Raw genomic sequence first — 22,128 nt, forward strand, 5'->3', positions numbered from 1 at the left:
GCTTCCCTGCACACCCTGTCCAACGGCGTTCGCGTCATCTGCGACCCTATGCCCGGCCTGAAGACCTTGGCCGTCGTCGTCACCGTCAAGGGCGGGGCGCGATGGGAGGCGGAGGAGCGCTCCGGCTGGTCGCACCTGCTGGAGCATCTGGTGTTCAAGGGCGCCGGCGACATGGCCGCGCGCGAGATCGTCGAACGGATCGAGGCCGAGGGCGGCACGATCAACGCCTCGACCGGCTATGAGCGGACCAGTTTCGAGGTGCGGGGCCTGGACGGGTCGCTGCCGCTGGCGATGCAGGTGCTGTCGGACCTGGTGTTCCGGCCCACGCTCGACCCCGCCGAGATCGAGCGGGAAAAGGACGTGGTGGCCCAGGAGATCGCCGAGGCCTTCGACACGCCCGACGACCATGTGTTCGAGATGGTCCAGACGCGCGCCTTCGCCGGCCAGCCGCTGGGCCGGCCGATCCTGGGCTCGGTCGCCAGCCTGAAACCGGCGGACAAGGCGACGGTCGAGGCCTGGCGGGCGCGGTTGTATTCGCCCGACCGGATGGTGGTGTCGGTCTCCGGCGCGGTCGAGGAGGGCGAACTGCTGGCCCTGGCCGAGCGTTGGTTCGGCGCGGCGGCGGCGACCCCCGTCGAGGCGCCGGCGCCGGCCCTGTTTGTCGGCGGGCATGCGGCCCTGACGCGCAAGATCGAACAGGCCAATCTGGTGTTCCAGCTGCCGGCCCTGTCGGCGACCGACCCGGCCCTGTCGTCGATGCGGTTGTTCGGCGAGATCCTGGGCGGGGGCATGGCCTCGCGCCTGTTCCAGAGCGCGCGCGAGGAGCGGGGCCTAGCCTACGCCATCGACGCCTATCAGGAGCCGTATGAAGATACGGGGGTGCTGGGCATCTACGCCGGCGCGGCGGCGGACCGGGCGAAAGAACTGGCCCAGGTGGCGGCGGGCGAGGTGCGGGCCCTGGCCGAGACGGGGCCGACCGAGAAGGAGCTGTCGCGGGCCAAGGCGGTGATGAAGGCGGGCCTGTGGATGTCGGACGAGAATCCGATGAGCCGGGCGGGACGCAACGCGGCCCAGACCCTGATCTTCGGCGCGCCCCGGTCCAGCCTGTCGATGACCGAACAGCTGGAAGGCCAGACGGTCGAGGACGTGCGGGCGGTCGGTGCGCGGATGCTGGCGGGCGGCCGGGCGGCCAGCGCCGTGCTGGGGCCCAAGTCGGCGGCTCCGGCGGGCGAGGCGTTTGCGGCGGGGCTGTTCGGGGGGTAGCTCCCAGCCCCAAAAGAAAGGGCCGCCTCGTTTCCGAAGCGGCCCAAGTTTGCTCAGGGGAGAAATCAGAAGCGGTAGTTCATGCCCACCGCGAAGGTCCGGCCGTAGCTCTGATAATCGATTGTCCGGCGTTCATCGCCGTTCTCGAAGGTCTTGAACGGCTCGTCGGTCAGGTTGTTGACCTGGGCCAGGATCGACAGGCCTTCCAGCGGGCCGGACTGGAACTCGTAGCCGACCTGGGCGTCGACGACGGTTTCCTCGGCCACTGAACGCAGGGTGCGGCCGTTGCCGAAGCCGGCGACCTCGCCCAGGAAGTCCGAACGGTAACGGGCCGAGACGCGGCCCTGGAAGCCGTAGCGTTCATAGTAGAGCGTGCCGTTCATGACCGTTTCCGACAGGCCCGGCAGGGTGGTGGGCGGGTTGGCGGGATCCGGCTGGACCTCGCTGTCCGTCTGCGAGGCGCTGAACAAGCCGCCGAAGCCTTCCAGCGCCGGGTGGAAGATATCAAATGGCGCGGAGACCGAGAATTCCAGACCCTTGATCCAGCCGCCGTCGCCGTTTTCAGGCGTCGTTAGAACACCCTCATTGATCACGGGCGTGACGCCGCCGGTCGGATAGCCGGTGAAATCGAACAGCACGCTACGCGTGTAGACGTAGCTTTCCAGGTTCTTGTAGAAGGCCGCCAGCGAGACATAGCCCTTACGGTTGGCGAAGTACTTCTCGAACGAGACGTCGACCACATCGGCGATGAAGGGCTTCAGCTCGGGATTTCCGCCGCCGCCGCCCCAGGGCGAGTTCTGGGTCGGCGTCGCGTTTGCGTTGTTGTTGCCCGCGTTGAACGAGAAGTTCCGCGAGGCGCGCATGTCGTCCATCCGCGGACGCGCCAGGGTGCGGGCCACGGCGAAGCGGGCGAACATGTCGTCGCCGACCTCCAGAATGAAGTTTGAGCTGGGCAGGATTTCCAGATAGTCCGCGCCGCCGGTGAGCTCGGCGACGGCGGCCACGCCCTGGCTGATCTGCTGGGCCTCAAAGCCCTGTCCCTGCTGATCGGTGTAGACGAACTGCATGCCGACATTACCGGTCAAGGGCAGGCCGAACAGATTGTGATCGATGTTGGCGCGGACATAGGCGGTCGAGACCTTTTCCGTGACTTCCCAGTTGCCGGCGGCGACGTCGGCGTTGGGGTTGCGGACCAGGTCCAGCAGGCCGCTGTTGACCAGGCCGAGGGCGTCATAGCTGAGCACCTGCGAGATGCCGAGGTAGCCCAGGTCGGTCGGGTCCAGCAGATACTCCGACGGCACGAACAGATCGCCGCCGCCCGGGACGCCGATGTAATACTGATCGTTGACGAAGCTCTTCGACCGTTCCGAATAGTTGAAGCCGAAGTCGATCGACTTGAACGGGCTCTGGTGCAGTTGGCGGTTCGCGGTCAGGCGCACCGCCTTGATCTCGTCCTCGATGGACGGGGTGTTCATATAGCCGACCTGGCCGCCCGTGATGACGTCGCTGCCCCAGCCCTGGGCTGAGGTGATGCGGATCAGGGTCGGGTCGGCGTAGTCGAGCTGGCTGGTGAAGCGGGTGACGCCGTCATCGGTCAGTTCGAAGCCGAGGGTGTCCAGCGCGCCGTTGATGTTACGGCCAGTGCCGGCGTTGGTCTCGAGGATGATGTCGTTCCGCTCGACCTTCGAATAGTTGACGTCGAGCGCCAGGGTCCAGTCGTCGTTGGCGACGAACTCGGTGTTCCAGCCCAGGGCCGTGATGTTGCTGTCACGCTTGTTCAGGTCGTTGCGGACGACGCCCTTGATGTTGTCCCAGGTGCCGGCGACGATCAGGCCGTCCTCGACCGTATAGCCGGGGCGCAGAGACGGGCCAGGACGGCAGACGGCGCTTTGAACATTGCCGCCCGCGGCGCAGGCGCCCGACGCAGCCTCAGCCGAACCGCCCCAGGCCAGCGGGAATTCGATGCCGCGCAGGACCTGGGTGTTCTTGAACTCGGAATAGAAGGCGTCGATCGTCGAGTGGATGCGATCGTTCGGGCGCCATTCAAGCACGCCCATATAGCCGTCGCGCTCCAGCTCCGACGACATGACATAGGGTTTGACGCCGCCGGTCAGCAGATTGCCGTCGCTATAGTTCGGATAGCCCCAGGCGTTGAACCGTTCCGACTGATACGGCGAGCTCATGTGAGCGTAACCCAGGGCGACGCCCAGGGTCCCGTCCATGAACTGGTCGATGTAGGAAATCGTGTAGCGGTCGCCGCTGTCGGTCGTGCCGGAGTTCAGGGCGCCGATGTCGTTCCACTCGTGACGATAGTTCACGGCGATGGCCTGGCGGCCGTAGGCCAGCGGGCGGACGGTGCGCAGGTCGACGGTGCCGGCCAAGCCCTGGCCGACCAGGGCCGAATCCGGGGTCTTGTAGACGACCACGCTGCCCAGCAGTTCCGACGGGAATTGGTCGAACTCAACGCCGCGGTTGTCGCCGGTGGTGACCAGTTCGCGTCCGTTCAGCAGGGCGGTGGTGAAGTCCGGGCCCAGGCCGCGGATGGAGATCTGCTGGCTGCGGCCGTCCAGGCGCTGCATGGTCACGCCCGGCAGGCGGGCCAGGGATTCGGCGATGGAGACGTCCGGCAGCTTGCCGATGTCTTCGGCCGAAATGACCTCGACGATCGAGGTGTTGTTGGCCTTGGCCGAAATCGAGGCCTCGATCGAGCGGCGGATGCCGGTGACGACGATTTCGCCGACTTCGGCGGCCTGGTCGTCGGCCGGGGCGGCGGTTTGGGCGTGAACGCTGCTGACGGCCATCAGCATGGCGGCGCCGAATGCGGCACCCGACATCAGGCGCACGCGCCGGTTAAGACGTTGAGACATGGTCATCCTCCCTGAGGCTGTCGCGATTCTGAATGTCGCAACCGAAGCCTTCGCAAAAATATGCAAACATTTGTCATTCTTGCAAGCAGTTAATCTCTGCGGCTCATTTTCGCCGCACCTCAAGCTAGGCGTTTACCCCGTATTTGCCCTTATTCTGAGCGTTCCTTCCCACCCAATGCTGCGCCGCAGCATTCTAATGCGCGTTGACACATGGCATCGGGACTGCAAAATCTTGCAAATCGATCTGGAAGGCTTTGCACTTTCCGGACAGGGAGGACGACAGGATGACGCTCAACCGACTGTGGAAGACGCCGAAGCGCGCCATAATGATGGCTGCCGCCCTGCTGGGCTCGACCTCTCCCCTGCCCGTTCAAGCGTCAGACGCCCTGACGGCGCTGCGTCAGCGCCCGCCCCAGGACGAGGTCATCTATTTCCTGCTGCCGGACCGGTTCGCCAACGGCGATCCGTCGAACGACCACGGCGGCTATGCGCCCGAGCGGCTGAAGAGCGGCTTCGATCCGTCCGACACCGACTTCTATCACGGCGGCGATTTAGCCGGGGTGACTCAACGGCTGGACTATATCCAGGGCCTCGGCGCGACTGCGGTGTGGCTGGCGCCCATCTTCAAGAACAAGCCGGTCCAGACGCACGGAAATTACACGGGTGCGGCCCACCACGGCTACTGGATCACCGACTTCACCACCGTGGATCCGCATTTCGGCGACGAGGCGGCGATGCGCGCCCTGGTCGATGCGGCCCATGCGCGGGGCATGAAGGTCTATCTGGACATCGTCGCCAACCATACGGCCGACGTGATCCGTTATCGCGAGTGTCCCGACCGGCCCTGCGAATACCGCAGCCGGGCCGACTATCCCTACACCCGCCGCGGCGGGCTGGACGGGGCGGCGATCAACGCGGGTTTCGATGGACGGGACTTCTCGCGCCTGACCCGGCCCGACTACGCCTATACGCCCTATGTCCCGGCGGGGGAGGAGACCGCCAAGGTTCCGGCCTGGCTGAACGACCCGATCCGCTATCATAACCGGGGCGACAGCACCTTTACGGGCGAGAGCTCGCTGGACGGGGACTTCGCCGGTCTGGACGACCTGCTGACCGAGGATCCGGTCGTGATCCAGGGCATGATCGACATCTTCGGCGGCTGGATCGACAAGTACGGGATCGACGGCTACCGCATCGACACCGCGCGCCACGTGAACCCCGAGTTCTGGCAGGCCTTCATCCCCGCCATGCTGGAGCGGGCGCGGACCAAGGGGATCCCGAACTTCCACATCTTCGGCGAGGTCTATGACCATGACCCGGCGGTCACGGCGCGGTTCACGCGGGTGGACGCCTATCCCGCGGTGCTGGATTTCCCGTTCCAGAAGACGGCGGTGGACGTCGCCTCGGGCAAGTCGGGGACCGACACCCTGGCCAAACTGTTCGCCGCCGACGCGATCTACGCCAAGGGTCCGGACACCGCCGCCATCCTGCCGACCTTCCTGGGCAACCACGACATGGGACGGGTCGGCTTCTTCGTGAAACAGGCCAATCCGAACGCCGACGAGGCCGAGGTCCTGGCCCGGGTGAAACTGGCCCACGCCCTGATGATGTTCAGCCGCGGCGTGCCGACCCTCTATTACGGTGACGAACAGGGCTTCGCCGGCGCCGGCGGTTACGGAAACTCACGCCAGGACATGTTCGCCAGCCAGACGGCCGTCTATGCGGCGGAGCAGCCCATCGGCGGCCGCCAGCCGGCCTATTCGACTGAAGCCCCGCTCTATACGGCCATCGCCGAGATGGGGCGCATCCGCGCCGCTGAACCGGCGTTGCGTCACGGGCGTCAGGTCGTCCGCGCCGCCGGCGACGCGCCGGGTCTGTTCGCCATGTCCCGCCTCGACGAGGCCGGGAAGGAAACCCTGGTCCTGTTCAACACCTCGACCGCCGAAGTCGCGGCCCAGGTTGAGGTGGAGCCCGCCTCGCTGCGGTGGCAAGCTGTTCGCGGCGACTGCCAGGCCCAGGCTTCGGCGCCGGCCAGCTACGCCGTCCGCATCGCCCCTCTCGACTATCTGATCTGCAAGAGCACGCCCAAGTGAACGCCCACACCCTCGATCTCGCGACCGCCGCCCAGCCGGCGACCGCCCACACTGAATGGTGGCGGGGCGCGGTGCTGTACCAGATTTATCCCCGCAGTTTCGCCGATGCGAACGACGACGGCGTCGGCGACCTGAAGGGGATCACCCAGCATCTGGACCATGTCGCCTCGCTGGGCGTGGACGGCATCTGGCTGTCGCCCTTCTTCACCTCGCCGATGAAGGATTTCGGCTATGACGTCGCCGACTATTGCGACGTGGATCCGATCTTCGGAACCCTGACCGATTTCGACGCCCTGGTGGCGCGCGCCCATGCGCTGGGCCTGAAGGTGGTGATCGACCAGGTCTTCTCGCACACCTCGGACGAACACCCCTGGTTCCTGGACAGCCGCGCGTCGCGCACCGGGCCGCACGCCGACTGGTACGTCTGGGCCGACGCCAAGCCGGACGGATCGCCGCCGTCGAACTGGCAGTCGGTGTTCGGCGGTCCGGCCTGGACCTGGAACGCCCGGCGCGGCCAGTACTACATGCACAACTTCCTGGCCTCCCAGCCGCAGTTGAACGTGCGGAACCCCGAGGTGCAGGACGCCCTGATCGAGGCGGCGCGGTTTTGGCTGGACAGAGGGGTGGACGGGTTCCGGCTGGACGCCATCAACTTCTCCATCCACGACCTGAAACTGACCGATAATCCGCCGATCAACGACGGCAAGAAGCGCACCCGTCCGTTCGACTTCCAGGACAAGATCAATAATCAGAGCCAGCCGGAGATCATCGGCTTCCTGAACCGGATCCGCGCCCTGACCGACAGCTACGAGGGCCGGTTCACCGTCGCGGAGGTCGGCGGCGATCACGCCGACCGCGAGATGAAGGAATATACGGCCGGCGATGACCGCCTGCATTCGGCCTACGGCTTCCTGTACCTCTACGCAGATGCGCTGAAGAGCGAACTGGTCGCGCAGGGCGAGACCATGTGGCCGGACCAGCAGGGCGAAGGCTGGCCGTCCTGGACCTTCTCGAACCACGACGCGCCGCGCGCGGTGTCACGCTGGGCCCAGGGCCGGGACCGCAAGGCCTTCGCCGAGATGGCCCTGCTGCTGCTGGTCTGCCTGCGCGGGAACGTCTTCGTCTATCAGGGCGAGGAGTTGGGCCTGCCCCAGGCCGAGGTGCCGTTCGAGCGGCTGGTCGATCCCGAGGCTATCGCCAACTGGCCCGAGACCCTGGGCCGCGACGGCGCCCGCACGCCCATGCCCTGGCATGCGGGCCAGACCAACGCCGGCTTCTCCACCGTCGAGCCCTGGCTGCCGGTCGACGCCCGCCACCTGCCGCTGGCGGTGGATGCGCAGGAGGCCGATCCGACCTCGACCTTGCAGGTGGCGCGCCGGATGATCCGGCTGCGCCACCAGCATGCGGCCCTGCGCTACGGCGGGATGGCGCCGATCGAGACGTCCCACCTGCTGGTGTTCGAACGGCAGGAGCGCGGCGGGAGCGGAGAACGGCTTCTGTGCGTCTTCAATCTGGGCCACGATCCCATCGACTGGAGTCCGCCGGCCGAGGCGACGCGGGTCGAGGCGATCAACTGGACCGAGGCCGACGGCGCCACCCTGCCGCCGCTCGCCGGGCTGGTCTTCAGACTGGCATGAGCCGGTCAGCCGCCACAGGTCTCGCGCACGATCAGATCGGTGGGAACACGTTCCGACCGACCGGCGGTCGCGCCCCCGTGGTCCAGCAGTTTGGACACCATCAGCCGGCCCGCCTTCATCGTGTCCTGGGCGATGGTGGACAGGGCCGGGCGCGAGTAGCGGCTGAAAGGCACATTGTCGAAACCGATCACCGAGACGTCGCCCGGCACGGTCAGTCCGGCATGCTCCAGCGCGCGCACCGCGCCCAGGGCGATCTGGTCGGACGCCGCCACCACGCCGTCGAACCGCACGCCCCGACGAACCAGCGCGTCCACGGCCGCCTCGGCGGACTCGACCTCGAAATGGGCGGGGACGATCAGTTCGGCGTCGACCGACAGTCCCGCCGTCTCCAGCGCCTCCAGATAGCCCCGGTGCCTCTGCATCGCCTCGGGCGGATCGAGGTCGCCCAGAAACACGATCCGCGTGCGCCCCAGCCGCGCCAGATGCGAGGTCGCGCGACGACCGCCCGAGAAGTTGTCGGAGCCGATGGAGCAATAGTCCTGTTCCGGCAGGTCGGCGCCCCAGACCACGAAGCGATAATCGCCCGCCGCCAGCCGGTTGAAGGCGCCGTGCAGGCTGGACTGGCCCAGGAAGATCACGCCGTCGGCGCGACTGGTGTTCATCGCAGCCGCCAGTTCGTCATAGGTGGCCGGCGAGATATGGCTCATCAGCAGGTCGCAGCCGCGTTCGCGCGCCGCCTCGCCCACCCCGGCCAGAAGCTCCAGGAAGAAGGGGTCGGAGATCCGGCCTTCCCGACCCTGAGGCCGCGGCGTCACCAGGGCGATCGTGCCCTGGGCCCCGATCGGGCCGGCGGGCATGTAGCGGCGGAACGGGTAGTCGTGCTCCTTCGCCAGCTTCCAGATCAGTTGCTTGGTGCGGTCATTGACTGCGGGGCTGTCGTTCAGCGCCCGCGAGGTGGTGGCGACCGACACGCCGGCCAGGCGCGCAATGTCTTCGAGTCGAGTGGTCTTGCGGCTCAAGGTCGCGGGTCCCCAGCACAGCCTGTTCTGGCTGCAAATTTTTCTGCAAACATTTCAGCCACCGTTCGCGGCGGTTGGCAAGAGGCGGCGTAACGGAGTTCCCATGATGCAGCGTAGATCCTTCCTGGCCCTTGGCGGCGCCTCGATCCTGGCCTTTGGAGCGACGGGCGTTCGCGCCCAGACCACGCCGACCCATGCCCGCGCCAGCTCGCCCGGCGGCGTCCTGACGGTCGAGGCCTTCACCGACAACGACGGCCGGCCGATGTACGCCGTCCTGCGTCAGGGCCGGATGGTCGTCGCCCCGTCGAAGCTGGGTTTCCTGCTGACCGACGCCCCGGCGCTGGAGCGCGGTCTGGGCCTGACCGCCGGCCAACCGGTGACGGTGGACGAGACCTGGGAGCAACCGTGGGGCGAGCGCCGGTTCATCCGCAACCACTACAACGAATGGCGGGTCAGCTACGCCGAGACCGCCGGCCTGCAACGCCGCGTCGATGTGGTGTTCCGCCTGTATGACGACGGCCTGGGCTTCCGCTACGAGTTCCCGGACCAGGCCGCGCTGAAGACGGTCCGCATCGGTTCGGAGATCACCGAGTTCAACCTGGCCGAGGACGGCGAGGCCCTCTGGTGCCCGGCCTGGGAATGGAACCGCGAGGAATACCTCTACAGCCGCACGCCGATCAGCGCGGTCGGCAGCGCCCAGACGCCGATGACGGTCAAGGGCCAGTCGGGCCTGCACGTCTCGATCCACGAGGCCGCCTGCGTCGACTACGCCGGGATGAACCTGCGACGGTCGGAGGAGACGAAGTTCCGCGCCCAGCTGACGCCGGGCCTGACCAACGCCGCCGTAGTGCGCCAGGCGCCGTTCAACACGCCTTGGCGGACGCTGCAGGTGTCGGACACAGCGGCCGGCCTGATCGAGGCGAGCCTGATCCTGAACCTGAACGAACCCAACAAGCTGGGCGACGTGTCGTGGTTCAAGCCGATGAAGTACGTCGGCGTCTGGTGGGAGATGCACCTGGAGCTGAAGAGCTGGAACTCCGGCCCCAAACACGGGGCGACGACCGAGAACACGATCAAGCACATCGACTTCGCGGCCAAGCACGGTTTCGGCGGGGTTCTGGTCGAAGGCTGGAACAAGGGTTGGGACGGCCAGTGGTTCGCCAATGGTTCGGACTTCAGCTTCACCGAAGCCTATCCGGACTTCGATCTGGAACGGGTCACGACCTATGCCGCCTCCAAGGGCGTTCAGCTGATCGGCCACCACGAGACCGGCGGCAACGCCTTCCACTATGAGCAGCAGCTCGAGGCGGCGATGGCGCTGTACGGCCGCCTGGGCGTCCATTCGGTCAAGACCGGCTATGTGGCGGACGCGCAAGGCGCGCGCGTCGCCGGACCGGACGGCCAGATGGTCATGGCCTGGCACGAGAGCCAGGCGATGGCCCAGCACCACATGAAGGTCGTCGAGGCGGGCGCGCGTCACAAGGTGGCGATCAACGCCCACGAACCGTTCAAGGACACCGGCCTGCGCCGCACCTATCCGAACATCATCAGCCGCGAAGGCCAGCGGGGCATGGAGTATTCGGCCTGGGGCGCCCCCGGCAATCCGCCCGAGCATGAGCCGAACCTGGTCTTCACCCGCCTGCTGGCCGGGCCGATGGACTATACCCCCGGCATCTTCGGCATGGAGACGCGCAGCCCCGGCGGGGTGCAGACGACCTGGGCCAAACAGCTGGCCCTCTATGTCGTCATCTACAGCCCGATCCAGATGGCGGCCGACCTGCTGGTCAATTACGAGGCCAATCCCGGCCCGTTCCAGTTCATCAAGGACGTGCCCTGCGACTGGGCCGAGACCCGCGTGCTGGCGGCCGAGATCGGCGACTATGTCGCCATTGCGCGCAAGGACCGGGCGTCGGATGTCTGGGCCCTGGGCGCCATCACCGACGAGCATCCGCGCGTCCTGACCGCCCACCTCGACTTCCTGGGCGATGGTCGCCGCTATCGCGCGGAGATCTACCGGGATGGGCCGGAGGCCGACTATCGCGGCAAGCGCGAGGACATCGTCGTCGAGCAGCGCGAGGTGACTTCGGCCGACGTCCTGACCCTGGCCCTGGCGCCCGGCGGCGGCCAGGCGATCCGGTTTGTGCCGCTGGGACGGAGCCGTCGTCGATGAGCGGCCCTCAACCCTCAAACCCGTCATCCTCGGGCTTGACCCGAGGACCGGATGATCAGCCGCTCATGCGAAGGGGCGATGCACAGCCCGACCGGCGCCCGGTCCTCGGGTCAAGCCCGAGGATGACGGATTGGGGGAGCGCCACATGACCCTGGTCGCCCAACGCCCGCGCCTGTCCGGCCTGGCGATCTGGAACATGTGCGTCGGCTTCTTCGGCATCCAGATCGGCTTCGGCCTGCAGAACGCCAACACCAGCCGGATCTTCCAGACCCTGGGCGCCGAGGTGGATTCGCTGGCGATCCTCTGGATCGCCGCGCCGCTGACCGGACTGCTGGTCCAGCCGATCATCGGCCATTTCAGCGACCGGACCTGGACACGGTTCGGGCGTCGGCGTCCCTATTTCCTGGTCGGCGCCATCGCCACCACCCTGGCACTGATCGCCATGCCCAACAGCCCCGGCCTGTGGTTCGCCGCGGCCATGCTTTGGATCATGGACGCCTCGATCAATATCACCATGGAGCCGTTCCGCGCCTTCGTCGGCGACAATCTGCCGGAAGAGCAGCGCACCGCCGGCTATGCGATGCAGAGCTTCTTCATCGGCGCCGGCGCGGTGTTCGCCTCGGTCCTGCCGTGGCTGCTGTCCAACGTCTTTAACATCGCCTCGACGGCCGAGGCCGGCGTCGTGCCCCTGACGGTCAAGATCGCCTTCTATGTCGGCGCCGCCGGCCTGTTCTCGGCCGTGCTGTGGACTGTGCTGAGCACCAGAGAATACAGCCCCGAACAGATCGCCGCCTTCGAGCGCGCCAAACAGGAAGCGCTGGGCGCGCCTGTCGACGACGGGCCCGAGGCGCCGGCGCGCAGCGTTCAGGGCTGGATGACGTCGGGCCTGGTCTGCGCCGTGCTGGGCGGGCTGGGTTTCGTGCTGATCGGCGCGCTGAACCTGGAGAAGGAGCTGCTGGTTCTGGCCGGCTTCTTCGCCGGTTTCGGCCTGTTGCAGATGGCCGTCGGCATGATGCAACGCCGCCAGATCGTCAACGCCGCCACCGAGATCCTGAACGACATCTTCCGCATGCCCGAGACCATGCGCGGCCTGGCGGTGGTGCAGTTCTTCAGCTGGTTCGCCCTGTTCTCCCTGTGGATCTACACCACCGCCGCCGTGACCAGCGTTCACTACGGCACGACCGACACGACCTCGGCCGCCTATGCCGCCGGGGCCGACTGGGTCGGGGTTCTGTTCGGGGTCTATAACGGCGTGGCGGCCCTGGCGGCCTTCACCCTGCCGGTGCTGGCCAGGCGTATCGGCCGCAAGGCGACCCATGCCCTGATGCTGCTGCTGGGCGCGGCGGGCCTGTTCGGGGTCTTCGTCATCCGCGATCCGGGCCTGCTGTGGCTGCCGATGATCGGCGTCGGCTTCGCCTGGGCCTCAATCGTCTCCATGCCGTACGCCATCCTGTCGGCGGCGGTGCCGGGCCGAAAAATGGGCGTCTATATGGGCGTCTTCAACATCTTCATCGTCGTGCCGCAGCTGCTGGCCGCCACCGTCCTGGGCCTGATCCTGAAGACCCTGTTCGACGGCCAGGCCATCTGGGCCCTGGTGCTCGGCGCCGTCTCCTTCGTGCTGGCGGCCGCGAGCGCCCTGCTGGTGCGCGAACATTCCCCCTCCCCCACGCCCAACCCGTGAGGCTTCTCCATGCGTAAGTTCAAAACCCTTTGCCTGGCCGGCGCCGCCGGTCTGGCCGTCGCCTCGGCCGCATCTGCACAGTCCGTAGCGCCAACCGCCGTCGCCCCGGGCGCGCCGGGCGATCTGCCGACCTGGTCCAGCGCCGCCAAGACCGGCGCCGGCGCCTCCTACGAGGCCTATGTCGACGGCCAATATCGCGACGGCGGCCAGACCGGGGCGGTGTCCAAGGTCTGGTTCTCGATCGCCGACGGGGTCCTGACCGAGACTATGTACGGCCTGATCCACGAGGCCCAGATCAAGGCGCTGCGCTTCGCCGTCGTCACGCCGGATGGTCTGGCGCTGGAAGGCGACGACACCACGGCCAAGACCGAATACCTGCACGTGGACGCGGAGGGGCGTCCGCTGTCCCCCGCCTACAAGGTCACGACCCGCGACAAGGCCGGCCGGTTCGAGATCGAGAAGCGCATCTTCACCGATCCCGACCGCAACGCCCTTGTGCTGCGCGTTCGGATCACGGCCCTCAGCGGAGAGGCCACGCCCTATCTTCTGCTGGAGCCGCACATCGCCAATACCGGCGTCGATGACCACGGCGCGGTGACAACCCAGGACTTCCACGCGTGGGAGGGGGACACGCATCTGGTGCTGAAGCCCAGCGAGGCCTTCACTGCGGCCAGCGTCGGCTTCGTCGGTGCGTCCGACGGGCTGACTGATCTGAAGGACAGCAGGCTGGACTGGACCTATGCTTCGACCGGCGAGACGGCGGGCAATACGATGATGACCGGGGCCCTGCCGCGCCTGCGCATGGGCCAGAGCGTTCAGCGCGACTTCGTTATCGGCTTCGGCGACAGCGAGGCGGCGGCCCAGGCGGCGGCGGACGGCGCCTTGGCGACCGGACTGGACGAGGTGCTGGCCCGCTTCAACGGCGAGGGTGAGCGCGCGGGTTGGGAGGACTATGTCGCCTCCCTGACCGAACTGCCCCGGATCGCCGAACAGGCGACCGACGGGGGCAAGCTGGCCTATGCCTCGGCCCTGATGCTGAAGGTGCAGGAGGACCGCACCCACGCCGGCGCCCTGATCGCGTCGTTGTCGAACCCCTGGGGCGACACGGTGGACGCGTCGAAATCCTCGACCGGCTACAAGGCGGTCTGGCCGCGCGACTTCTATCAGGTGGCCATGGCCCTGGCGGCCCTGGGCGACAGGGAGACGCCGCTGGCGGCCTTCAACTATCTGCCCCAGGTCCAGGTAGGGCCGGACACGCCCGGCAACACCGGCGTCGGCGGCTGGTTCCTGCAAAAGACCCACGTCGATGGGGAGCTGGAATGGGTCGCGATCCAGCTGGACCAGACGGCTATGCCGATCATGCTGGGCTACCGCTTATGGAAGATGGGCTGGCTGTCAGACGCCCAGATGACCGAGCACTACACCGCTATGCTGAAGCCGGCCGCCGATTTCCTGGTCGACGGCGGCAAGGTCGGGCTGTTGTGGAACGAGGCCGAGATCAAGCCGCCCTTCACCCAGCAGGAACGCTGGGAAGAGCAGCAGGGCTATTCCCCGTCCAGCACCGCCGCCGTGGTCGCCGGCCTGACGGTCGCCGCCGAGATGGCCCGAGCCTCGGGCGATGCGGCGGGCGCGACCCGCTATCAGGCCGCCGCCGACAGCTATGCGTCCAAGATCGAAGAGCGGATGTTCACCACCACCGGCGACTTCGGCGACGGTCGCTACTACATCCGCATCACCCAAAACGAGAACCCGAACGACAAGGCCCCGATCGGCGCCGCCAATGGTCAGATCGCCCCGGCCGAGGATCGGGTCGTGGACGGCGGCTTCCTGGAACTGGTCCGCTACGGCGTGCGCAAGGCCGACGATCCGCACATCCTGTCCACCCTGCCGGTCTATGATGATCAGAGCCTGGAAGACCTTTACCGCGTCCGCTACGACTTCGGGCCCGAGGGCGACAAGACCCCGGGTTGGCGACGTTATGGCGTGGACGGCTACGGCGAGGATCATCTAACGGGCGCCAACTACGGCGTCGGCGGCGAGATGAGCCCCGGCCAGCGCGGCCGGGTCTGGCCCTTCTTCACCGGGGAACGCGGCCATTATGAACTGGCTCGCGTCAGCGTGAACGGGACGCCGTCCGCGGCAGACATCGCGGCCATCCGCCAGACCTATGTGCGCGGCATGGAGCGGTTCGCCAACGACGGCCTGATGCTGGCCGAACAGGTTTGGGACGGGGTCGGCGATCCCACGGCCCACGACTACGCCCTGGGCCAGAACACCGACTCGGCCACGCCCCTAGCCTGGACCCACGCTGAATATCTGAAGCTGCTGCGGTCGCTGGCCGACGGCAAGGTGTGGGATAGGTACGCCCCGGTGGAAAGCCGCTACGCCCGCTGATGCAAAAAGGCCCCGGAGATCGCTCTCCGGGGCCTTCTTCATTCAGGAAAGGAAGCGATCAGAACGCCAGCTTCAGGGCGCCGACCACGCGACCGTCGGCGATGGTGACATCGTCGACGTCGGTGTCGTGATAGCGCACGTCGAGCGCCAGATTGTCAGTCAGGGCGTAGGCGACGCCGACGTTCCAGGTCACATAGTCGTCGCTAACATCCAGCCATTGCTGGCCCACGGCGCCCGAGATCGTCCACCGTTCAGCGGGGGCGAAGGCGGCGTTGACTTCAGCATAGGTCGCCGCCTCGTCCGCGCCGAAGAAGTCGGGTGAATAATAAACGGCGGCGCCGACCGTGGCGGGCCCGACGGCGCGCGAGGCTGCTGCCTTGAACTCGGCATAATTATAGTCGGTTTCATCCGGCGCTCCTGCATAGAGGTAGCCGATCACGCCGAAGTCGAGGGCGAAGCCGGCTGCTTCAGTCCGATAGCCGCCGTAAATGTCGAATTCGGCGTCGGTGTCGTCGCCGAAGTCCACGTTCGAGGCCCAGGCGCCGGCGTAGAAGCTGCCTGCGGTCAGATCGACGCCGCCCTGAATAGCCGGATCCTCGTTGGTCTGGCTGAACCCGCGGAAGACATAGTCGCTGAAGACGCCGACGTTAAAGGCGACATCGACGTCGCTTTGCGCCGAGGCGGGCGCGGCTAGACCGATCAGGCCCGCGGCGAGAGCGGCCGCAGCGGCGGCGGAACGGTAAAATCCAAACTTCATAGTCATATCCCCTTGATTATATTTGTTTCTAAGAGCCGAGACGGACCCGGCAGGCTGGACGCGGCCGGCGGAGCCGCGTCCAGATCGCATCAGTGATCGAGGCTCTCCCCGTGCAGCGAGGTATCCAGACCGGCGGCTTCTTCCGCCTCGCTCACGCGCAGGCCCGTGGTGAACTTGCAGATGATGAGGATGACGAAGGTGCCGACTGCGCTGTAGGCGATGGTCCAGGCCAGGCCGAGGGCCTGGGAGCCGACATTGGCGCCTTCCGACAGGCTGTTGATCGCGGTGGTCGCGAACACGCCGGTCAGCAGGGCGCCGATCAGACCGCCGGCGCCGTGGATGCCGAAGGCGTCCAGCGAGTCGTCGTAGCGCAGCAGTTTCTTGATCCAGACCGACGAGATGTAGCAGACCGGTCCGGCGATCAGGCCGATGATGACCGCGCCCTTGGGATCGACGAAGCCGGCGGCCGGAGTGATGGCGACCAGACCGGCGACCACGCCCGACAGCATGCCGATCAACGAGACCTTCTTCTTCTCGATCAGTTCGATGATCTTCCAGGTCAGGGCGGCGGCGGCGGCGGCCAGGACGGTGTTCAGCAGGGCGACGCCCATCAGTTCGTTGGCGGCGCCCGCCGAACCGGCGTTGAAGCCGATCCAGCCGACCAGCAGCAGCGAGGCGCCGATCATGGTCAGGACCGGGTTGTGCGCGAGGATGGGTTCAGCGCCATAGCCTTTGCGACGGCCCAGGAAGATGGCGCAGACCAGACCGGCTACGCCCGAGTTGACGTGGACGACCGCACCACCGGCAAAGTCCAGCACGCCGGCCGAACCGAGGAAGCCGCCGCCCCACACCCAGTGACAGATGGGCGAGTAGATCAGCAGCGACCACAGGGCCGTGAACAGCAGCAAGCCCGAATATTTCATCCGCTCGGCGAAGGCGCCGGTGACCAGGGCCGGGGTGATGATGGCGAAGGTCATCTGGAAGGCGATGAACAGATATTCGGGAATGCCCGTCAGCAGGCTGTTGGCCGTGCCCAGGGTCACGCCGTTCAGGAACAGCATTTCGATGCTGCCGACATAGGGCTGAAGGGCCGGGTCCGGATTGGCGCCGAAGGCGATGCTGTAGCCGGCGATGAACCAGACCAGCGAAACGACGGCGAAGACGCCGACCGACTGGGTGATGGTGGCGATGACGTTCTTGCGGCGCACCATGCCGCCGTAGAACAGCGCCAGGCCCGGCAGGGTCATCAGCAGGACCAGGGCGGTCGAAGTGCCCAGCCAGGCCGTGCCCGCAGCGTCCAGCTCGAGCGCCGACTGGTGCGCCAGAAGCGCAGGGGCCGCCTCGGGCGTCTGGGCGAAGGCCCCGCCCGCATAAAACAGCCCGATGGTCAAAAGCAGGAGCGCGGCGGCTCCCGGAAGTCGATTCCAGACACGCGACATGAGCAAAAATCCCCCTTAGCAATCTCGCAGATGCGAAGGTTTTACTGCAATCGCGTTCGACGCAAGAGGCTTGACCGTAAACGGTGCAACTTTCTTGCAACGGTCATTAAGAAAAAGTAAAGCCCCGCATGATCCGTGCGTCACGCGGGGCTTTTGCTCTTAATTGTTGTTCCAACAAACGGTGTTTGCGGCACGAAATTCGAGCCCCGATTTGGTCAAGCCCAGTGCATTTGCACCCGATGCGCCGCCGCCCAGTGGATGGCCCGGATGGCGTCGATCACCGCCTCGGTCGCCGCGCGCGTGCCCAAGGCTCCGCCCAGATCGGCGGTAACGGCGCCGGCGGCGAGGACGGCCGCCACGGCGGCCTCGATCGAGTCGGCCTCATCCTCCAGCTTCAGGCTGTGACGCAGCAGCAGGGCCGCCGACAGGATGGTTCCGACCGGATTGGCCAGATCCTGTCCGGCGATGTCCGGCGCCGAGCCGTGAATCGGCTCGAACAGGCCCGGCCCTTCGGTCCCCAGCGAGGCCGACGGCAACAGGCCGATCGAACCGCCCAGCACCGAGATCTCGTCCGACAGGATGTCGCCGAACATGTTCTCGGTCAGGATGACGTCATATTCGCGCGGCTTGCGGATCAGGTGCATGGCCATGGAATCGACCAAGGCGTGTTCCAGCGCGATCTCGGGGAATTCCTCGGCGTGGATACGGGTCACCACCTCGCGCCACAGGCGGCTGGTCTCCATGACATTGGCCTTGTCGACCGAGGTCACCTTGCCACGGCGCTGGCGGGCGGTCTGGAAGGCCGCACGGGTGACGCGCTCGATCTCCGGCACCGTGTATTCGCACAGGTCGGTGGCCCGGTCGGCGGTGCGGGTCTTTTCCCCGAAATAGACGCCGCCCGTCAGTTCGCGGAAGACGATCAGATCGACGCCCTCGACGATCTCCTTCTTCAGCGGCGAACGGTGCGCCAGCACCGGCGAGACCTGCAACGGCCGCAGATTGGCGAACAGGCCCATGGCCTTGCGGATGGCCAGCAGGCCCTCTTCGGGCCGGCGCTTGCCGCCGTCCCACTTGGGCCCGCCGACCGCGCCCAGCAGCACGGCGTCGGATGCGACGCAGGCCGCCTTTGTGGCTTCCGGCAGGGGCTCGCCCGTCTCGTCTATTGCGGCGCCGCCGATCAGATGTTCGGAGAAGTTGAAACTGTGGCCGTAGAAGTCGCCGATGACCGCCAGGACGTCGCGCGCGGCGCGCGTAACCTCCGGCCCGACGCCGTCGCCGGGCAGCAGGACGATATTATAGGTCTTGGGGGCGGTATGGGGCATCAGACGATCTCTCTCGAACGCTCAAAGGCTTCGATCTCAGGCAGGTTTGATTGCAGCCAGCCCAGGGTGTCCACCCCGTTCAGCAGGCATTCGCGCGCGAAGGATTCAACCGTAAACGACACGGGCTGAGCATTGCCGCGCCGGATCTGGTTGGCCTGAAGGTCGATCGTGACCGGTTGGTCCGGTTGCGACGCCAGATCGTCCCACACGTCCTGGCTTACGACGATGGGCAGCAGGCCGTTTTTCAACGCGTTAGATGTAAAAATGTCAGCGATTTCGGTCGAGATCACCGCCCGGAAGCCATAGTCGTACAGGGCCCAGGGGGCGTGTTCGCGCGACGAGCCGCAGGCGAAATTCTTGCCCGCCAGCAAGATGCGATGTTCGGCCGGATCGATCCGGTTCAGGATGGCCTCAGGCTTCTCCGATCCGTCCGTCTCATAGCGCCAGTCATAAAAGGCCGCCTTGCCCAGCCCCTCGCGCGAGGTCGTGGTCAGGAAGCGCGCAGGGATGATCTGATCCGTATCGATATTGGCCTGACTCAAGGTCACGGTCTTGGAGGTCAAAACCTGAAAGGGCTCAGACATGCTCGACCTCATTCAGATAGACGCGCGGATCGGTCAGCACCCCGGCCACCGCCGTCGCCGCCGCCGTCGCGGGACTGGCCAGGATGGTGCGGGCGTCCTTGCCCTGGCGGCCTTCGAAATTGCGGTTCGAGGTCGAGACGGCCAGCTGACCCGGCGCGACGAAATCCCCGTTCATGGCGATACACATCGAACAGCCGGGTATCCGCCACTCGGCCCCGGCAGAGATGAAGACCTCGTGCAGGCCTTCCGCCTCGGCGTCGCGACGCACGGCCTCCGAACCGGGAACCACCAGCATGCGCAGACCGGGCTTGACCTTGCGGCCGCGCAGCACCTCTGCGGCGGCGCGCAGATCGGGCAGTCGGCCGTTGGTGCACGAGCCGATGAAGACCACGTCCACCGGCTGGCTGGTCGTCGTCTCGCCGGCCGTGAAGCCCATATAGGCGATGGCCTTGCGGTCGCTGTCCGACTGGGGCTGGGGCACGGGCGTGCCGATGGGAGCGCCCGCATCCGGCGTCGTGCCCCAGGTCGCCATCGGGCGAATGGCGGCGCCGTCGATGACGACTTCCTGGTCAAAGACCGCGCCCGGATCCGTGGCCAGCTTCAGCCATTCGACCGTCGCGGCCTCATAGTCGGCGGGCGCGTGTTTGCGGCCGCGCAGCCAATCGATGGTGGTCAGGTCCGGGGCGATCATGCCCGCGCGGGCGCCCGCCTCAATGGACATGTTGCACAGGGTCATCCGCCCTTCCATGTCCAGCGACCGCACCGCCTCGCCGGCGTATTCGATGACATAGCCGGTGCCCCCGCCGAAGCCGATGGCGGCGATCACGGCCAGGGCGACATCCTTGCCCGAGACGCCGGGTTGCAGCCGACCGGTCACCGTCACCCGCATGGCCTTGGCCTTGCGCTGCAACAGGCACTGGGTCGCCAGCACATGGCCGACTTCCGAGGTGCCGATGCCGAAGGCCAGGGCCCCGAAGGCGCCGTGGGTGGCGGTATGGCTGTCGCCGCAGACCACGGTCATGCCCGGCTGGGTCAGGCCCAGCTCCGGTCCCATCACATGGACCACGCCGCGATCATCGGAGTCCCAACCCGCCAGCGGCACGCCGTGGGCGGCGCAGTTCTTCTCCAGCCGATGGACTTGGGCCTCGGCCTGGGCGGTGACATAGGGTTTCAGGCCGTTCAGCCCCGCCGGCAGGGTCGGGGTCGAATGGTCCAGGGTCGCATAGGTTCGGTCCGGCCGGCGAACCTTCAGCCCGCGCGCCTCGATCTCGCTGAAGGCCTGCGGGCTGGTGACCTCGTGGACCAGGTGCAGGTCGATATACAGAACCCCAGGCGTGTCAGCGGTCTCGGACCGCACGACGTGGGCGTCCCAGACCTTGTCGAACAGGGTTTTGGGATCAGGCATACTGGGCCACCGTCACGCCGTCGACACGGTCGATGATGGCGATCAGTTCGGCGTCGCTGATCTCGCCGATCTGGTCGGCGCGCTGCTTGAAGCCGGCGACCACCGCAACCAGCCGCTCGCCCTCAATGGGACGGCCGATGGTCTCGGCGCGCTTGGCGATGGCGTGGCGGCCCGAATGCTTGCCCAGAACGAACCAGCTGCCTTCGAAGCCCACGTCCTGGGGCCGCATGATCTCATAGGTGCGGCTGTCGGCCAGCATGCCGTGCTGATGGATGCCGGCCTCGTGAGCGAAGGCGTTGATTCCGACCACCGACTTGTTGCGGGCGATGACCGTCTCGGTGATCTCGCACAGGATCTTGGAGGCGCGAACCAGATGGCGGCTGTCGGCGCCGGTCGTGACGCCGTAACGGTCCTCGCGGACCTTCAGGGCCATGATGACCTCTTCGATCGAGGCGTTGCCGGCGCGCTCGCCGATGCCGTTGATCGCGCCTTCGACCTGACGCGCACCGCCCTCGATGGCGGCCAGGGAGTTGGCGACCGCCATGCCCAGGTCGTCGTGGCAGTGGGCCGAGAAGATCACGTGCGGGTGGCGCTTGTGGATCCGCGCGGCCAGGGCGCGATAGGTCTCGCGCACCTCTTCCGGGGTCGCGTAACCGACGGTGTCGGGCACGTTCAGGGTCCGGGCGCCGGCGTCGGCGGCGGCCTCCAGCACATCGGCCAGGAATTCGGGCTCGGTGCGGAAGGCGTCCTCGGCCGAGAACTCGACGTCGTCAAACAGGCTGACGGCGTATTCGACCGAGCGGACGGCCGTCGACAGCACCTCGTTGGTCGACATCTTCAGCTTGGCGGTGCGGTGGATCGGGCTGGTGCCGATGAAGGTGTGGCAGCGACGATGCGACTTGGGCGCCGGCTGCAGGGCGCGGAAAGTGGCGTCGATGTCCTTTTCGTTGGCGCGCGACAGCGAGCAGAAGATCGGCCCTTCGACCTCCCCGGCCACGCGGCGGATACAGTCCTCGTCGCCGGGCGAGGCTGCGGCGAAGCCGGCCTCGATAACGTCGACGCCCAGGTCCTTCAGGACCTGGGCCATCTTCACCTTGGCTTGGGCGCTCATGGAGAAGCCGGGCGCCTGCTCCCCGTCCCGCATCGTCGTGTCGAAGATGATGACGCGGTTGGGGTCGGCGGCGATCTCCTCAGTTCGGGATACGCCGGATACTCGTACTTTTTCGGCGGTCATTACGCGGCCTCGGATTGAATAATGTCGTTGCCGATGCGGCGCACGCCGAACAGGCGGTCGATCTGGCGACCCAAATTGTCAATACACCGGCTCGCGTCGCGGCCGCGCACGGTCAGGGCGATGTGGCGGAAGGCTCCCCCCGAACCGGGAACGTCGGCCATGTTCATGCCGTCGATGTGGAAGCCGCGGCGTTCCACAAGGCCGATGAGACGCTGAAGCGAACCGTCCGCGCGGTCGATCTGGATGTGGATCGTGTCGCTCAT

General features: G+C 66.8%; 15 protein-coding genes. 6 read left to right on the forward strand and 9 right to left on the reverse strand.

The genetic code is table 11. The annotated features are described in order from the left end of the window. Window positions 1–48 precede the first annotated feature (48 nt). Window positions 49–1,263 carry a M16 family metallopeptidase gene (locus ACW170_RS00890; RefSeq protein WP_492087826.1) on the forward strand — a complete coding sequence of 405 codons (1,215 nt, stop codon included), beginning with the start codon at window positions 49–51 and terminating at the stop codon, window positions 1,261–1,263. A 65-nt stretch (window positions 1,264–1,328) separates the two neighbouring features. On the opposite strand, the gene ACW170_RS00895 is transcribed toward ACW170_RS00890, so the two are convergent. Next, complete coding sequence (locus ACW170_RS00895) at window positions 1,329–4,130, reverse strand: TonB-dependent receptor (protein WP_492087827.1); 2,802 nt, start codon at window positions 4,128–4,130, stop codon at window positions 1,329–1,331. Window positions 4,131–4,414: 284 nt separating this feature from the next. On the opposite strand from ACW170_RS00895, the gene ACW170_RS00900 reads away from it, so the two are divergent. Both ACW170_RS00900 and ACW170_RS00905 read left to right on the forward strand, forming a co-directional pair. Continuing rightward, window positions 4,415–6,223 (forward strand): alpha-amylase family glycosyl hydrolase, encoded by a 1,809-nt coding sequence (locus tag ACW170_RS00900; RefSeq protein ID WP_492087828.1) that lies wholly within the window; start codon window positions 4,415–4,417, stop codon window positions 6,221–6,223. Beyond that, on the forward strand, window positions 6,220–7,860 hold the full coding sequence (locus ACW170_RS00905) for an alpha-glucosidase (RefSeq protein ID WP_492087829.1): 1,641 nt from the start codon (window positions 6,220–6,222) through the stop codon (window positions 7,858–7,860). Before ACW170_RS00900 ends, ACW170_RS00905 begins: the two co-directional genes overlap by 4 nt. A 5-nt stretch (window positions 7,861–7,865) precedes the next feature. Here ACW170_RS00905 and ACW170_RS00910 read toward each other — a convergent pair whose 3' ends face one another. Beyond that, window positions 7,866–8,879, reverse strand: coding sequence for a LacI family DNA-binding transcriptional regulator (locus tag ACW170_RS00910; RefSeq protein WP_492087830.1), 1,014 nt, complete (start codon window positions 8,877–8,879; stop codon window positions 7,866–7,868). A 103-nt stretch (window positions 8,880–8,982) separates the two neighbouring features. Between ACW170_RS00910 and ACW170_RS00915 the strand changes: the two genes are divergently transcribed. The 3 genes from ACW170_RS00915 to ACW170_RS00925 all read left to right on the forward strand — a co-directional run bounded on the left by ACW170_RS00915 (window position 8,983) and on the right by ACW170_RS00925 (window position 15,124). Continuing rightward, window positions 8,983–11,049: a glycoside hydrolase family 97 protein gene (locus ACW170_RS00915; protein ID WP_492087831.1), complete on the forward strand. Its 2,067-nt coding sequence runs from the start codon at window positions 8,983–8,985 to the stop codon at window positions 11,047–11,049. A gap of 145 nt (window positions 11,050–11,194) precedes the next feature. After that, complete coding sequence (locus ACW170_RS00920) at window positions 11,195–12,730, forward strand: MFS transporter (protein WP_492087832.1); 1,536 nt, start codon at window positions 11,195–11,197, stop codon at window positions 12,728–12,730. A gap of 9 nt (window positions 12,731–12,739) precedes the next feature. Next, window positions 12,740–15,124 (forward strand): glucan 1,4-alpha-glucosidase, encoded by a 2,385-nt coding sequence (locus ACW170_RS00925; RefSeq protein ID WP_492087833.1) that lies wholly within the window; start codon window positions 12,740–12,742, stop codon window positions 15,122–15,124. A 58-nt stretch (window positions 15,125–15,182) separates the two neighbouring features. On the opposite strand, the gene ACW170_RS00930 is transcribed toward ACW170_RS00925, so the two are convergent. The 7 genes from ACW170_RS00930 to ACW170_RS00960 all read right to left on the reverse strand — a co-directional run bounded on the left by ACW170_RS00930 (window position 15,183) and on the right by ACW170_RS00960 (window position 22,128). Beyond that, on the reverse strand, window positions 15,183–15,881 hold the full coding sequence (locus ACW170_RS00930) for a TorF family putative porin (RefSeq protein ID WP_492087834.1): 699 nt from the start codon (window positions 15,879–15,881) through the stop codon (window positions 15,183–15,185). Window positions 15,882–15,970: 89 nt separating this feature from the next. Next, a complete protein-coding gene (locus tag ACW170_RS00935) occupies window positions 15,971–17,320 on the reverse strand; it encodes an ammonium transporter (protein WP_492087835.1) in 1,350 nt (449 codons plus the stop codon). A 215-nt stretch (window positions 17,321–17,535) separates the two neighbouring features. Continuing rightward, window positions 17,536–18,642: a 3-isopropylmalate dehydrogenase gene (gene leuB, locus ACW170_RS00940; RefSeq protein WP_492087836.1), complete on the reverse strand. Its 1,107-nt coding sequence runs from the start codon at window positions 18,640–18,642 to the stop codon at window positions 17,536–17,538. After that, complete coding sequence (gene leuD / locus ACW170_RS00945) at window positions 18,642–19,226, reverse strand: 3-isopropylmalate dehydratase small subunit (protein ID WP_492087837.1); 585 nt, start codon at window positions 19,224–19,226, stop codon at window positions 18,642–18,644. Before leuD ends, leuB begins: the two co-directional genes overlap by 1 nt. Continuing rightward, window positions 19,219–20,631 carry a 3-isopropylmalate dehydratase large subunit gene (leuC, locus tag ACW170_RS00950; RefSeq protein WP_492087838.1) on the reverse strand — a complete coding sequence of 471 codons (1,413 nt, stop codon included), beginning with the start codon at window positions 20,629–20,631 and terminating at the stop codon, window positions 19,219–19,221. The genes leuD and leuC overlap by 8 nt, the downstream gene beginning before the upstream one ends. After that, window positions 20,624–21,865, reverse strand: a complete 1,242-nt coding sequence (locus tag ACW170_RS00955; protein WP_492087839.1) for a 2-isopropylmalate synthase — start codon at window positions 21,863–21,865, stop codon at window positions 20,624–20,626. Before ACW170_RS00955 ends, leuC begins: the two co-directional genes overlap by 8 nt. Beyond that, complete coding sequence (locus ACW170_RS00960) at window positions 21,865–22,128, reverse strand: ACT domain-containing protein (RefSeq protein WP_492087840.1); 264 nt, start codon at window positions 22,126–22,128, stop codon at window positions 21,865–21,867. Before ACW170_RS00960 ends, ACW170_RS00955 begins: the two co-directional genes overlap by 1 nt.

Source organism: Brevundimonas sp. FV2ps16 (genome assembly GCF_058681075.1).

Coding starts and splice junctions, on each gene's coding strand:
- ACW170_RS00890 (WP_492087826.1), top strand. CDS start 49: ATGCCCGGCCTGAAGACCTTGGCCGTCGTCGTCACCGTCAAGGGCGGG.
- ACW170_RS00895 (WP_492087827.1), bottom strand. CDS start 4,130: ATGTCTCAACGTCTTAACCGGCGCGTGCGCCTGATGTCGGGTGCCGCA.
- ACW170_RS00900 (WP_492087828.1), top strand. CDS start 4,415: ATGACGCTCAACCGACTGTGGAAGACGCCGAAGCGCGCCATAATGATG.
- ACW170_RS00915 (WP_492087831.1), top strand. CDS start 8,983: ATGATGCAGCGTAGATCCTTCCTGGCCCTTGGCGGCGCCTCGATCCTG.
- ACW170_RS00920 (WP_492087832.1), top strand. CDS start 11,195: ATGACCCTGGTCGCCCAACGCCCGCGCCTGTCCGGCCTGGCGATCTGG.
- ACW170_RS00925 (WP_492087833.1), top strand. CDS start 12,740: ATGCGTAAGTTCAAAACCCTTTGCCTGGCCGGCGCCGCCGGTCTGGCC.
- ACW170_RS00930 (WP_492087834.1), bottom strand. CDS start 15,881: ATGAAGTTTGGATTTTACCGTTCCGCCGCCGCTGCGGCCGCTCTCGCC.
- ACW170_RS00935 (WP_492087835.1), bottom strand. CDS start 17,320: ATGTCGCGTGTCTGGAATCGACTTCCGGGAGCCGCCGCGCTCCTGCTT.
- leuB (WP_492087836.1), bottom strand. CDS start 18,642: ATGCCCCATACCGCCCCCAAGACCTATAATATCGTCCTGCTGCCCGGC.
- leuD (WP_492087837.1), bottom strand. CDS start 19,226: ATGTCTGAGCCCTTTCAGGTTTTGACCTCCAAGACCGTGACCTTGAGT.
- leuC (WP_492087838.1), bottom strand. CDS start 20,631: ATGCCTGATCCCAAAACCCTGTTCGACAAGGTCTGGGACGCCCACGTC.
- ACW170_RS00955 (WP_492087839.1), bottom strand. CDS start 21,865: ATGACCGCCGAAAAAGTACGAGTATCCGGCGTATCCCGAACTGAGGAG.
- ACW170_RS00960 (WP_492087840.1), bottom strand. CDS start 22,128: ATGAGCGACACGATCCACATCCAGATCGACCGCGCGGACGGTTCGCTT.